Source organism: Enterobacter sp. H2G27 (genome assembly GCF_054403075.1).
In genome coordinates this window covers 2,370,020-2,384,009 of the sequence record NZ_JBSVSI010000001.1, presented here as the reverse complement: position 1 = coordinate 2,384,009, position 13,990 = coordinate 2,370,020, and the positions used below count along the sequence as shown (strand labels likewise).

The window sequence follows — 13,990 nt, the reverse complement described above, 5'->3', positions numbered from 1 at the left end:
ATGGAAAGTAAACTGCTCGAATATTACAACCGTGAGCTGGCCTATCTGCGCGAAATGGGGGCCGAGTTTGCCGAACGCTATCCGAAGGTCGCCGGACGGCTGGGCATGCGCGGCATCGAGGTGGCGGACCCGTATACCGAACGTCTGATGGAGGGCTTCGCCTTCCTGACTTCCCGCGTGCAGATGAAAATGGACGCGGAGTTTCCGCGCTTCTCCCAGCGTCTGCTGGAGATGATCGCGCCTAACTATCTCGCGCCCACGCCGTCGATGGCGATTGCGGAGATTGAGCCCGACAGCAGCCGGGGCGACCTGAGCAAAGGCTTTATTGTCCCGCGTGGCACCATGATGGACAGCCTGGCGCTGAAAAAAACCGGCGTGACCTGCAGCTATACCACGGCGCAAGAGGTCAATCTGCTGCCGCTGAAAATCGACAAGGTCGAACTGGGCGGCGTCCCCGCCGATCTGCCGCTGGCGCAGCTGGGACTGAGCCAGCGGGGGATCGGCAGCGCCCTGCGGATCCGCATTGCCTGCGACGGCCCGCAAAACCTCGGGCACCTGGATTTCGACCGCCTGGAATTTTTCCTCGGCGGTCCGGATATTGAAGCGCTGAAGCTGCTGGAGCTGGTGATGGAGCACCACGCCGGGATCGTCTGTCAGACGGTCAGTCCGCAGCCGCAGCGGCAGCTGCTGGCATCAGATGCGCTGCGCCAGGAGGGCTTTGAGCCTGACCAGGCGCTGCTGCCGGACGATCTGCGCAACTTTGACGGCTATCGCCTGCTTCAGGAGTACTTTGCGTTTCCGGCCCGCTTCCGCTTCATCAGCCTGAGCGGTCTGAGCACGCTGATCCAGCGCTGTGAAGGCGAAAAAGCCTTCGACATCTTCATTCTGCTGGATAAGTCAGATGAACAGCTGGAGCGCGTGGTCGATGCCAGCCATCTGGCGCTGCACTGTACGCCGGTCATCAACCTGTTTCCAAAGGTCGCGGCGCGTCAGAAGCTGAATGACGGCCAGCATGAATACCATCTGGTGGTCGATAACATTCGTCCACTGGATTATGAAATTTACGCGGTCAAAAAAATTTATGGCAGCGCGGACGGCCAGCGCGATGACCAGACGTTTCGTCCATTCTGGAGCACCTGGAGCGGCGATGCGGGCAACTACGGGGCCTATTTTTCGCTGCGACGCGAGCAGCGCGTGCTGTCCGAGCACGCCCTGCGCTACGGCACCCGTACCGGCTATATCGGCTCGGAGGTGTTTGTTTCACTGGTGGATGAACAGCATGCCCCCTGGCAGGAGAACCTGCGCTATATCTCTGCCGAGGTGCTCTGCACCAGCCGCGACCTGCCGCTGATGCTGCAGCAGGAACTCGGGCAGTTCATTGTGGCGGACTCCATGCCGGTGAAATCCCTCACCCTGCGTAAAGGGCCGACGCCGCCGCGTCCGGCGCTGGCGGAAGGGTTCAGCACCTGGCGGCTTATCAGCCAGCTGCAGATGAACTACCTCAGCCTGATGGACAGCGAAAACGAAGAGGGGGCGGCCGCGCTGCGCCAGCTGTTAGGGCTTTATGCCAACCTGGCCGAAACGCCCGTTGCGCGTCAGGTGGAGGGGGTGCGCCACTGCGTGCTGGAGCCGGTTCACCGCCGCGTGCCTGAACCCGGCCCGGTCGTGTTCGCCCGCGGGATCGGCATTACCCTGACGGTGGATGAGCGAGCCTTTTCCGGGGCCAGCCCGTGGCTCTTCGGTAGCGTGATGGAGCGCCTCTTTGCCCGCCTGGTGTCTATCAACAGCTTTACGGAGTTCACCCTGAAAAGTCAGCAGCGCGGCGAGATTGGCTACTGGGCGCCGCGCATGGGTAAAAGGGCGCTGATATGAGTGACGCTGCCACTGCACCGCTGCGCGTGCATCGCCTGACCAGGCTGCCGGACGCGTTCTGGCACGGCGTCCGTGAGACGCCCTGGCGCTACGATCTGTTTCAGCTGTTAAGGCGCATTGATGCCCAGGGCGGCGAGCGCTACCCGCTGGGACGCGCGCCGCTGCCGAAATTTGAACCGCTGCGCATCGGCCAGCAGCCGTCGATGAGCTTTGCGCCGTCGACGCTGGCCCACGTACGTCAGCGGGAAGAGAGCGGGCTGCACGAGGTGTCTATCCTCAGCTTCGGCCTGTTTGGCCCGAACGGCCCGCTCCCGGTCCATATGACCGAGTACGCCCGCGAGCGTATTTATCATCATCAGGACACCAGCCTCAGCGCGTTTGCCGATCTGTTCCATCACCGTCTTGCGCTGCTGTTTTACCGCGCCTGGGCGGATGCGCAGCCTACCGTCTCCCTGGATCGTGCTGATAACAAGCGCTTTGAGGGCTATCTGGCGTCGCTGATTGGCATGGGCCAGCCGGGGCAGATGAACAAAGGCAGCCTGAGCTCGCACGCGCGCTTTACCCACGCCGGGCACCTGACCCGCCACGGGCGGGATCCCGAGGGGCTGGAGAAGATCCTGCGCAGCTATTTTAAGGCGCCGGTTAAGCTGGTGAGCAATGTGCCGCAGTGGATGCCCCTCTCCACGCGCGAGCAGGCGCAGCTGGGAGCAGGACGCCGCATGCCGCGCATGGGTGAATCGGCCTTTCTCGGCGTCGCCGTCCGCGACGTGCAGCATAAGTTTCGCATCGAGATTGGCCCGCTGAGCGCGGAGGAGTACAACCGCTTTTTGCCGGGTGAAGCGTGGGTCACCGAGCTGCGCGACTGGGTGCGTCAGTACGCTGGGGTAGAATTTGAATGGGAAACGCGGGTGATCCTGCGTGAAGACGCGGTGCAGGGCACCACGCTCGGCAGCAATGGGCGATTAGGCTATAACACCTGGCTGGGCCTTCAGCCGCAGCCTGTCCCGCGCGGCGATCTGGTGTATCGCGCAGAGCGGTAATCCTTCCGTATACCGAATCATTGTTAATGGAAACTAACATGTCAGAAATTAGCCGTGCCGTGCTTTTCGGCAAACTGGATACGCTGTTATTTACCTCTCTGGAAAGCGCCACTGCGTTCTGCAAGCTGCGCGGTAACCCGTACGTTGAGCTGGTGCACTGGCTGCATCAGCTGATGCAGCAGCAGGATGGCGATCTGCAGCAGGTCATCCGCCACTTTGCCCTCGACGAACAGCAGCTGACGCGCGATATCGTGGCCGCGCTGGATGTCCTTCCGCGTGGCGCCAGTTCAGTTTCCGATCTCTCCGAGCATATCGACAGCGCCGTGGAGCGCGCCTGGGTCTTCGGCTCGCTGAAGTTTGGCGTCAGCCGTATTCGCGGCGGCCATTTGCTGATCGGCATGCTGAAAACCTGGAACCTGGCCAACGTGCTGAAAAGCATTTCGGCGCAATTTACCCGCCTTAACGTCGAGGTGCTGATTGAGCAGTTCGATACCATCTGCGCCAACAGCAAAGAGACGCAGCAGGCCGCTGCCGCCGTCGACGCACCGGCGGGTGCGGTACCGGCTGCACAGGGGACGCTGGCCCAGTATGGCCAGGACCTGACCGCCCGCGCCCGGGACGGGAAGATTGACCCGGTTGTCGGGCGCGACGAGGAGATCCGCCAGATGGTGGATATCCTGATGCGTCGCCGTCAGAACAACCCGCTGCTGACCGGGGAAGCAGGGGTCGGCAAAACCGCCGTTGTTGAAGGGCTGGCGCTGCGCATCGCCGACGGCGACGTCCCGGAGCCGCTGCAAAATATTCAGCTGTGGCTGCTGGATATCGGCATGCTGCAGGCGGGCGCAGGCATGAAAGGCGAGTTTGAAGCCCGTCTGCAGGCGCTCATTAACGAAGTCCAGTCCAGCGCCACGCCGATTATTCTGTTTATCGATGAGATACACACCCTGATTGGCGCAGGCGGCCAGCAGGGGACCGGCGATGCGGCGAACCTGCTGAAGCCAGCCCTGGCTCGCGGCCAGCTGCGCACCATCGGCGCAACTACCTGGGCAGAATATAAAAAGTACATTGAGAAAGATCCGGCGCTGACCCGTCGTTTCCAGACGGTGCAGGTGCACGAGCCGGATGAAGCGAAAGCTATTCTGATGCTGCGCAGCACCGTGTCGCCGCTGGAGACGCACCATCAGGTCCTGCTGCTCGACGAGGCGGTCAGCGCGGCGGTGAAGCTGTCGCATCGTTACATCCCGGCGCGTCAGCTGCCGGACAAAGCCGTTGCGCTGCTCGACACCGCCTGCGCCCGCGTCGCGGTCAGCCAGAGCGCGCCCCCTGCGCAGCTCGAAGACTGCCTGCGCCACCTTGCCGCGCTGGACGTGGAAATTGAGATTGCTGAACGCGAAGCGCGCGTGGGGGCCGGTGACGCCGAGCGCGTGACGACGTTACGCGCAGAACGCGACGCGTATGAAACAAAACGCGAAGCCCTGGCCCTGCGCTGGGAAGAAGAACGCAGCCTGGTGCAGGAAATTATTCGCCTGCGCGCGGCGCTGTTCGCGGCGGGTGATGAAGATAGCGCCGATCTGCGCAGCCAGCTGGCGGAGCAGCAGCAGGCGCTGAACGCCCTTCAGGGCGATGAACCGCTGCTGTTTGCGGCTGTAGATGAAAACGTGGTCGCCGCGGTGGTCTCCGACTGGACCGGGATCCCGCTGGGCCGGATGGTGAAAAACGAGATCGACGCGGTGCTTAACCTGGCAGACACGCTCAACCAGCGCGTTATCGGCCAGCGTCACGGTCTGGATCTCATTGCCCGCCGCGTGAAAACCTCGCGGGCGAAGCTGGACGATCCCAACAAGCCGGTGGGCGTTTTTATGCTCTGCGGACCGTCCGGGGTCGGTAAAACTGAAACCGCGCTTGCGCTCGCCGAATCCCTTTACGGCGGCGAGCAGAACGTCATCACCATCAACATGAGTGAGTTCCAGGAAGCGCACACCGTTTCCACCTTAAAAGGTGCGCCTCCGGGGTACGTAGGGTATGGTGAAGGCGGCGTGTTGACCGAGGCCGTGCGCCGCCGTCCTTACAGCGTGGTGCTGCTGGACGAAATTGAAAAAGCGCACCCGGACGTCCACGAGATCTTTTTCCAGGTGTTTGATAAAGGCTGGATGGAGGACGGCGAGGGACGCCACATTGATTTCCGTAACACCATCATTATTCTGACCTCCAACGTCGGCACCGAGCTGATTAGCGCCATGTGCGCCGATCCGGACCTGATGCCGGAGCCTGAGGCGTTAAGCGGCGCGCTGCGCCAGCCGCTGCTGGAGGTCTTCCCTCCGGCGCTGCTGGGCCGCCTGCTGGTAGTGCCTTACTACCCGCTCAGCGACGAGATGCTGGGGCAGATTGTTCGCCTGCAGCTCAAGCGCATTCAGCGTCGTCTGGAAGAGAATCACAGCATAATTTCTGAGTTTGACGACAGCGTGGTGGAACAGATCGTTCAGCGCTGTACCGAGGTGGAGTCCGGGGGACGCATGGTGGACGCTATTCTGACCAACACTCTGCTGCCTCAGATGAGCCAGATCTTACTTACCGCCAGCCGCAGCGACGAGCAGTACCGACGTCTGCACGTCACCTGCGAGCAGGGCGAGTTTCACTGTCAGTTTGCCGCGTAATAATCATCAAGAGAACTGTAAAAGATGACGGATAATGATAACAATCGGACTGTCCCAAACGCGCTCCCGGTCGGGTACCGCTTCAACGAGTTTGAAATCAAAGAGGTGATCGGCGGCGGGGGTTTTGGCATCGTCTATCGCGCGTGGGATCACCAGCTCGAACGCACTATCGCTATCAAAGAATTTATGCCTTCCTCGCTCGCCGTGCGCGGCGACGACATGACCCTGGTGCTGCGCAGCGAGCGTTTTGGCAAAGCGTTTTCCGCAGGCCTGAACAGCTTCATTCAGGAAGCCCGTCTGCTGGCGCGCTTTAACCACCCGAACCTGCTGCACGTCCTGCGCTTCTGGGTGCAAAACGACACGGCCTACATGGGGACGCTGTTTTACAGCGGCACCACGCTTTCGCGCCTGCGCGAACAAAAGCCGGAGCTGATTAACGAAGCCTGGATCCGCCGCACGCTGCCGATGCTGTTTGGCGCGATCAAGACTATCCACAACGAAGGCTACCTGCACCGCGACATCTCTCTGGATAACATTCAGATCCAGGATAACGGCCTGCCGGTGCTGCTTGATTTCGGCTCCGCGCGCCGCACCATCGGTAATCTCTCCGACGAAACGGAAACCATGCTGCGCCCGGGCTTTGCGCCGATTGAACAGTACACCGACGACAACGAAAGCGAGCAGGGCCCGTGGACGGATATTTACGCCCTCGGCGCCGTGCTGCGAACCCTGATTGTGGGTTCTCCGCCGCCGGTCAGCGTGGTGCGCTCTATTCAGGATACCTGCAAACCGCTGGTGGAAATCATGCCGCAGGGCTATTCCATTCCGCTGCTGCAGGCCATTGACCGTGCGCTGGCGCTGCACATGGAGGATCGTCCGCAGTCAATCGACGAGTTCGCCGCGCTGATAGAGATGCCGGTCGCCGGGATCAACGACGTGCTGACGGCGAAAAAGCCCGGCACGATGCTGGTTCCGGTTGAAGACGAGAAACCGGCTTCGCTGCTCGACTGGCGCCTCTACAAGATCCCGGGCATGGTTGCCGCAGGCGTGCTGGTAGGGGTTATCGCCGGGGCGATGCTGTTCAGCGGCGGTAACGATGCCCCTGAGCAGGCTGCACAGACACCGGGCGAGACGCGTCCAACCGAAACCGTCGCAAACGCGCCAGACGTGAAGCCGGAAACGGCGAAGGTGAGCGAGCAGGCGACGGCACAGCAGACGCCACCGCCTGTCGAGAGCCCGATTGCGTTGGTCTATATCCGCATCCTTGATGGCGAAACGCTGAAAGTGAACGGCGAGCAAAAAGCGCTCCGTCCAGCGACCAACGGTTATGCGTCGCTCAAGCTGCCGGCCGGTGAGGTGAAGATTGAACTGCAGGGCAACGGAAGAACGCGTGGCCAGACGCTGGATATCACCAGGCCGGGCACCTGGCTGGTGAATCCGTAGAAATATAAACAGGAGAAACTATGGAAGTGTACGATCTTCGAAGCCAGAGGCTTCATCCAAAGGAATTCGAAAAGATTGTCTCTCCTGTTTATGCGCGGAGCGACGTAGGACGTGAATTTGTTGTGGTGCGCGGTGCTTTAAATCCATTTCACAGCATTGATGGTTTAACGTTGCGACGTCGCTTCGAATTTAATCCTAATGCCGTGTTTGATCCTCTCTACGCACAAAATCTTAGTAAAATTGAACGGTTAATTGACTCAGGAGAAGTAGTTTTAACAGACCACCGTCAACGGACAAAAGCCATATATCCCTTTTTCATCTCTGAGTCAGGAGAGTTGTTTTGTGTAGATGAGAAGATGTACAGCTCAGCTTTCGTGAGTTACATCCTCGAACGTTACCGAAACAATGTCGCTCTATTTGGAAAACCAGCCCCAACGCGTGATTCATTTACTCCATCGACCGCTTACTACGGACCGGGTTACTGGAAAACTGTGGAAGATGATTATCATGGCACAAAAAATGTTGTGATCATGGCGATTAATCGCCTGACGAGCATGGGGGACGAGGGACGGGTGTTTGGATCGGACGGTAAAGATTACATGAATACGTCGCGCGATAAAATCCAGCGCTGGACAGCACTACCCGCAGACCTGGACGGAGTATCACGCGCGTTGATATCTGAAAAATCTGTAATTAGACGATTCGGAGAACAACGATCCATTTATCAGAAATACCTTGAGAGCGATGATGCCTGGGCAGTAAGTGGTAAATCATGGCAATGGATACCTGGAGTCAGAGAAGAGGATTATGAATTTAAAAAGTAAATTATGGTATTTCTGGGGATGTATGGATGTACTGGCTATCTTGCTTTACGCTATAAATTCACTTCGCCAGGACAGGATCCCCTTCATTTCAGATATCATCGCGTTCACAGGGAACTCAGATGTCATTTCAGGAGGCGGTTACAGCTTTATCGTAACCCTCTTTTTTATATTTGATTTGCTTTTGTTGCTTTCTCTTTTTGCTTCGGCCTGGATGTTTTTTAAGAGAAAAAATGTTGCGATTAAGTTTGCCCTTATTCAGGAAGTCTTTCGTCTCATTTCATTCAGATGTTCGGTTTCTCTTTTCCCACTTCTGATAAGTGTGTTTGGTATTTCAAATGTGTGGGTGAATTTAGGGTTGTTTGTTATATCGGAGTTTCTGAAGATATATTCTCTCATTTACGTAATGGGCAAAAGAGAAAAAACTCATTCACTTTGATATATAAATGACGCTCATGCATAGATGCGAACCTCTTTTCTGAATCGCATAAGCTAGATGGAATAAAGATTATGCTCAACCGAATTACCGTTCAGCTCCCGGTGGAGGGGCTTCTGTTCTGGAAACTGACGGGCCGCGAGGCGATGTCCGAGTCGTTCGCGCTGACGCTGACCGTGCTCGGCACGGACGCGCGCATCGACCGCAGCAAGCTGCTGGGCCAGCCGGTCACGGTGACCATCCCGACGCAGAACCTGCTGACGTCCCGCTATGTTAACGGCAAAATTACCCGCGTGGCGGTCAGCGCCGTTGAGCTGACGGGCACCCGCTATGCGGTGTACCAGCTGACGGTGGAGCCGGACCTGTGGCCGATGAAGCGCGACCGTAACCTGCGTATTTTCCAGGGCCAGACGGTGCCGCAGATTGTGAAAACCCTGCTGGGTGAGCATCAGGTCAACGTTGAGGATAAACTCACCGGCAGCTACCGGGTGTGGGACTACTGCGTGCAGTATCAGGAGTCGAGCCTGGACTTCATCAGCCGCCTGATGGAGCTGGAGGGGATTGCCTATCACTTCCGCCATGAGGCGGACAAACACACCCTGGTGCTGACCGATGCCGCCACGCAGCATCAGCCGTTCAGCGGCTATGAGGTTATTCCTTACCACCAGACGCCGTCAGGCGGCAGTACGGATGAAGAGGGCATCAGCCAGTGGGCGCTGGAGGACAGCGTGACGCCGGGGATTTACAGCCTCGACGACTATGACTTCCGCAAGCCGAACGCGTGGCTGTTCCAGGCCCAGCAGAACCCGGCATCGCCGAAGCCGGGCAGCATCGACGTGTACGACTGGCCGGGGCGCTTTGTGGACAAAGGGCACGGGGAGTTCTATGCCCGCATTCGTCAGGAGCGCTGGCAGGTGGAGCATCAGCAGATTCAGGCCACCGCCACGGCGGCGGGGATTGCGCCAGGGCACACCTTCACGTTAACCAACGCGCCGTTCTTCAGCGACAACGGTGAGTATCTGGTCACGGCGGCGGGTTACCACCTCGAAGAGAACCGCTACGCCAGCGGCGAGGGTGAAACTATTCACCGCACCGATTTCACGGTGATCCCGTCGGCGGTGGTGTACCGTCCGGCGCAGACCACGGCGTGGCCGCGCACCTACGGCCCGCAGACCGCAAAAGTGGTGGGGCCGAACGGCGAGAGCATCTGGACGGACAAATACGGCCGCGTAAAGGTGAAGTTCCACTGGGACCGCCTGGCGAAGGGCGATGACACCAGCTCCTGCTGGGTGCGCGTGTCGAGCGCGTGGGCGGGCCAGGGCTACGGCGGGGTGCAGATCCCGCGCGTCGGCGATGAGGTGGTGGTGGACTTTATCAACGGCGACCCGGACCGGCCGATTATTACCGGTCGCGTGTACAACGACGCGAGCATGCCGCCGTGGGCGCTGCCTGCCGCTGCGACGCAGATGGGCTTTATGAGCCGCACGAAAGACGGTTCCGTGGACAACGCCAACGCCCTGCGCTTTGAGGACAAGGCGGGCGCAGAGCAGGTGTGGATCCAGGCCGAGCGGAATCTGGATATTAACGTCAAAAACGACGAGTCGCATTCTACTGAAAAAAATCGCACTCAGTTTGTTGGCGAAGATGAAACCTTACGGGTAGCGAAAAATCAGAAATCAGGGATTAAAGGCGATGTGATATGCCTGACGGGTAACAGTCGAAACGATAAAGTGGTTAACAATTTTATCCTTTCCGCAGGTAATACACTGAGACTTGAATGTGGTGAAAGTGCTATCGAGCTATCAAAAGACGGCAGCGTTAATATCATTGGGAATAATTTTAACTTTACTGCAAAAGAGAATGCGCAAATTAATACGCTTTCCGGCGAATTACATTTGAACCCTGATGATGGACAAAATGTCATCGATCCGCCTGGCGCATCCCTTCAGGGTGAAATCCAGCAGGAAGTGGATAGTTTTTTTGTTATTAATGGCAATAAATAAGAGTAACCCGAATGGCTGAATATATTCTTCAGGAAGCATCCCTTGCCTTACCCGATGTTTTTAAAGACAGAACCATGAATTTATTTACCCTGAGTGATAACGGAGCCAGCGAGTTTACTTTTATTGTTTCTCGTGCGAGTGCTAAAAACGAAGATAAAGTCCATGATGCGGCAACCCGTTTGGTACGTGAACTGGAAATTACGGTGCCCGACTTTCGTCTCGAATCCTCGCAGATGACCTCTGTTGATGGTCTCCCGGCGGTTGAGCTTTTTTATCAATTCAAAAATGATAATGCGATCATTTTCCAGAGGCAGACCGTTATTTTGCTCGGTGACCATCCTGGCGGCCAAAAGATGGTGTGTTATATCGGTACTTGCCCGGGCGAGTTTAGCGATTATTATCATAATCAATATCAGGAAATTATCCGCAGTATTAAGTTCCACAAACCGGCTCAGACTGAAACTAGAGAAATGCTCGCTGCCGACAGCCAGGGGCCATTTTTTGCGCTTGATAGTGAGAGTAAGGAATTGAGTGTCTTTGAAAACATTCAGGAACTGTATGGACATCTTTCGCTTCAGCGGGCGAAAGAGGGGCAATATTTGCTTTTTGAAAAACAGGGTAAACCACTCAGTATTGCACCCGTTCCGGACAGCCAACCCCTTCGTTACGCGCTCTGGACGACTTTCGCAGACAAATCACATCACCTACTTTCACAGCTTTCCGTATGCCGCCAGGTCTCTGGTTCTGACCAACTTAATACACCCGATCGGATACGTGGGTATCTGATGGCACAGCGAGCCGAATAGTTATGTCCGAATGTCTGGCCGCTCGCGTAGATGATGAGATTGCTCATACAGCCTCAAAAGGCTGGATGATCGCAGGATTGGTTGGTGGGGCAATTCTGGGCGCAGCTGCCGTTGTCGTCACAGGAGGGACCGCGTTGGTTGCTGTTTCTGCCGTTGCGGCTGGGGCATGTGCTGCGGGTGGGTTGGGTGAGCTCCTCGGCAGTATGTCATGGGCTCCACGCCATACCACCGGTACGCTAAAAGAAGGTTCACCCAATGTCTTTATCAACAGCCGAAAGGCTATCCGCGCTCATCTGTCAGCCGGAGAGTGTGATGAGCACAGCGGTAGCCTGCAACGGGTTGCGGAAGGTTCGATAAAAGTTTACATCAATAACTTTCCCGCCTCTCGCACAGGCGATAAGTTGACTTGCAGCGCCGAGATTAGTCAGGGATCGCGTAATGTTATTATCGGTGGAAGCAAGGTTCAGACCGATGAAATAAGTCCTGAAATCCCGGAATGGGTTAACTGGACGATGCTCGCCGTTGGTGCCGGAGCTATGGCGGTGCTGGCCAGTCCGGCAATCGCACTTCTGAGTACCCTCGGTGCGATGGGCGGTGGCACTGTGGGTAGCTACGCGGGTGGAATGCTGTTTGGCGAAGGCAGCGACGGTCAGAAATGGGGGATGCTGATTGGCTCTGTTATCGGCGGCGGGGCTGGCATGAAGGGAGGGGCAAGGTTTGATGCGTGGCGGGCTGGTAAGCCTGTTCTCGAACCGGTTAAGCCAAATATTTCGGCCCGAAGAGCTGAACTTAATGAAAAATTTGGACGCACGGGCGATCTCAATAGAGATATTACAGCCAGAGGAAATAAAGAGCTGGCAAGAAACTGGCTCGAATCTAAGGGCTTCACTCCGCAACAGATTCGTGACTTTGATAATGGCATTGACTATACAAATAGAGTGAGTGTTGAAACAATAAACAGAAATAAAACACTCTATCAAAACCAAGTGCCAGGAGGACGACAGGGAAACTGGTATGCTCTTCGAGAAGATGTTGAGCCAACAGAGTTGGGTATCAATCCAAAAGGTACTATTTATGGCACTGATCAAGTTGTTGATAAAGTAGCAAAACCGTATGTTTCACAACAAAAAGTTGAAATGTTACGTAGTACTTCTTTGCCCGCACTTGATACTTGGTCAGTGAAAGATGTACCCTATCAGACAAAAGGTGGGGCAATACAGATGCTTTCAAGCGAAAAGGATATATTTAAGGTGGCTCATGAATAAAGAAAATTACACCGCGCTAGATTATATAAATGATGCTATTGATGCAATTAATAATCGATTAGAACAAAATCCTACATTTTCTTTATATGTTATGGCGAAAAATCAGTTGGATTATATTAAATCTATTCTAACTGGTGCTGAAAAAGATAAAAGTAAATTACACACATTGAATCTTGGAGTGCTTGCGTCTAAAGAGTTTGATACTACCGATGCCGAACTTGCTCAGCATTTGTCCAATGCTAATTATATAGCCTCGCAGATGGGGCAAGGATTGAAGGTTATTCTTCCCCATGAGCAAGACGTAGAGTACCTGAAAAGGCAAAAAAGATATCGTAAGTGATAGGCAGTTTTTTTTATTTTTAAATGTGATTGTCCGGTATCGTTAACACTTTTTTGCTGTAACTATCATATACACTTGATTGCTATCTCCATTTTTTAATGTAATTAAGTCTTCTGTTTCACGGAAAAAAAGAGAGAATGATAGATTATAATCTGTCATGCGCAGTTTCCCTGGTTTAATCCTTTTATAAAGAATGCATAATGGAAGATCTTCACAGTGAAGACTCGGTAATCAATCGTTATGCCGATCGTTATCGTAGCTACATGCCAATTAATATCCGTAATGGAAGAAGAAACACTAGTCTTGATGCGTCGAATTCATCTCACTCATGGGATGCAACATTACCTTTAACCATAACTGAAGATGTTTCACGTGATAAGGCACTTGGATCGCTGGTCGGTTTGGCAGCCGGGGACGCCGTCGGCACCACTCTTGAGTTTAAGAAAAGAGACAGTGAACATGTAGAGGATATGATTGGTGGCGGGCCTTTTCAATTAAAACCTGGTGAATGGACAGATGATACGTCCATGGCATTATGTCTGGCAGAGACTTATCTTTCAGAAAAAAGAATGCATACCGATGTGCTTAGAAAATATCTCTTGAAATGGTATCTTAACGGAGATAATAGCAGTAATGGTCGGTGCTTCGATATCGGGAATACGACGCGATTCGCGCTTGAACAGTATATGCGTGTCGGACCTTCCTGGTATGGCAATACAGAGAAACACACTGCTGGTAATGCTGGGGTTATTCGTCAAGCCCCGGTATCTATCTTTCGTCGAAAATCGCTGCGTGCGATTTACTTCGAATCCCAGGCTCAGAGTAGAGCAACGCATGGCGCGGTAGAATCAATTAACGCATGCCAATTTCTCGGATTGGTATTGCACTATTTAATTAACGGTTATCAAAAAGAAGAAGCTTTTTCGCCTCATATTTTCCCACTGTGCGCGCGTGTAATGATCATAAACGCGGGTGAGTATAAGCAAAAAACTCGCGATCAGATTCGTTCAAGTGGTTATGTTATCGATACGCTTGAGGCCGCGATGTGGTCCGTATGGAATACTGACAACTTCCGGGATGCGATTCTGCTGGCTGCCAATCTTGCCGATGATGCTGACAGCGTTGCGGCGACGGCGGGACAAATAGCGGGAGCATTATATGGTTATTCCGGTATCCCGCAGGGGTGGAAAGATAAACTCGTGCAACACGAACGTATCGCCACAATGGCAGGTGAGTTATTCGATAGAGCACCTGAGGATAATTTTTTATAGTTAGAATTAATAGGGGGAAGCGAGGTGATAAAACAACTC

General features: G+C 55.0%; 11 protein-coding genes. All 11 read left to right on the top strand.

Translation table 11 applies throughout. From position 1 onward, the window contains the following. The 11 genes from tssF to tri1 all read left to right on the top strand — a co-directional run bounded on the left by tssF (position 1) and on the right by tri1 (position 13,951). Positions 1-1,872: a type VI secretion system baseplate subunit TssF gene (tssF, locus tag ACW9E7_RS11300; RefSeq protein WP_458727790.1), complete on the top strand. Its 1,872-nt coding sequence runs from the start codon at positions 1-3 to the stop codon at positions 1,870-1,872. After that, complete coding sequence (gene tssG, locus ACW9E7_RS11295) at positions 1,869-2,912, top strand: type VI secretion system baseplate subunit TssG (RefSeq protein WP_458727789.1); 1,044 nt, start codon at positions 1,869-1,871, stop codon at positions 2,910-2,912. The genes tssF and tssG overlap by 4 nt, the downstream gene beginning before the upstream one ends. A gap of 38 nt (positions 2,913-2,950) precedes the next feature. Then, the gene (tssH, locus tag ACW9E7_RS11290; RefSeq protein WP_458727788.1) at positions 2,951-5,566 is read left to right on the top strand and encodes a type VI secretion system ATPase TssH; all 2,616 of its coding nucleotides are present in this window, start codon (positions 2,951-2,953) and stop codon (positions 5,564-5,566) included. A gap of 24 nt (positions 5,567-5,590) precedes the next feature. Continuing rightward, a complete protein-coding gene (locus ACW9E7_RS11285) occupies positions 5,591-7,009 on the top strand; it encodes a serine/threonine protein kinase (protein WP_458727787.1) in 1,419 nt (472 codons plus the stop codon). 20 nt (positions 7,010-7,029) lie between these two features. After that, entirely contained in the window at positions 7,030-7,833 is an 804-nt protein-coding gene (locus ACW9E7_RS11280) for a hypothetical protein (RefSeq protein ID WP_458727786.1), read from the top strand. Next, positions 7,817-8,269, top strand: a complete 453-nt coding sequence (locus ACW9E7_RS11275; RefSeq protein ID WP_045404275.1) for a hypothetical protein — start codon at positions 7,817-7,819, stop codon at positions 8,267-8,269. The genes ACW9E7_RS11280 and ACW9E7_RS11275 overlap by 17 nt, the downstream gene beginning before the upstream one ends. A 71-nt stretch (positions 8,270-8,340) precedes the next feature. Continuing rightward, positions 8,341-10,269: a type VI secretion system Vgr family protein gene (locus ACW9E7_RS11270; RefSeq protein WP_143345238.1), complete on the top strand. Its 1,929-nt coding sequence runs from the start codon at positions 8,341-8,343 to the stop codon at positions 10,267-10,269. Positions 10,270-10,280: 11 nt separating this feature from the next. After that, on the top strand, positions 10,281-11,075 hold the full coding sequence (locus ACW9E7_RS11265; protein ID WP_458727785.1) for a DcrB-related protein: 795 nt from the start codon (positions 10,281-10,283) through the stop codon (positions 11,073-11,075). A 2-nt stretch (positions 11,076-11,077) separates the two neighbouring features. Then, entirely contained in the window at positions 11,078-12,340 is a 1,263-nt protein-coding gene (locus tag ACW9E7_RS11260; RefSeq protein WP_045404269.1) for a polymorphic toxin type 46 domain-containing protein, read from the top strand. Beyond that, the gene (locus ACW9E7_RS11255; RefSeq protein ID WP_045404268.1) at positions 12,333-12,680 is read left to right on the top strand and encodes an immunity protein Tsi6 family protein; all 348 of its coding nucleotides are present in this window, start codon (positions 12,333-12,335) and stop codon (positions 12,678-12,680) included. The genes ACW9E7_RS11260 and ACW9E7_RS11255 overlap by 8 nt, the downstream gene beginning before the upstream one ends. A gap of 200 nt (positions 12,681-12,880) precedes the next feature. Next, positions 12,881-13,951: an ADP-ribosylarginine hydrolase Tri1 gene (gene tri1, locus ACW9E7_RS11250; protein ID WP_133294642.1), complete on the top strand. Its 1,071-nt coding sequence runs from the start codon at positions 12,881-12,883 to the stop codon at positions 13,949-13,951. Positions 13,952-13,990: the final 39 nt, after the last annotated feature.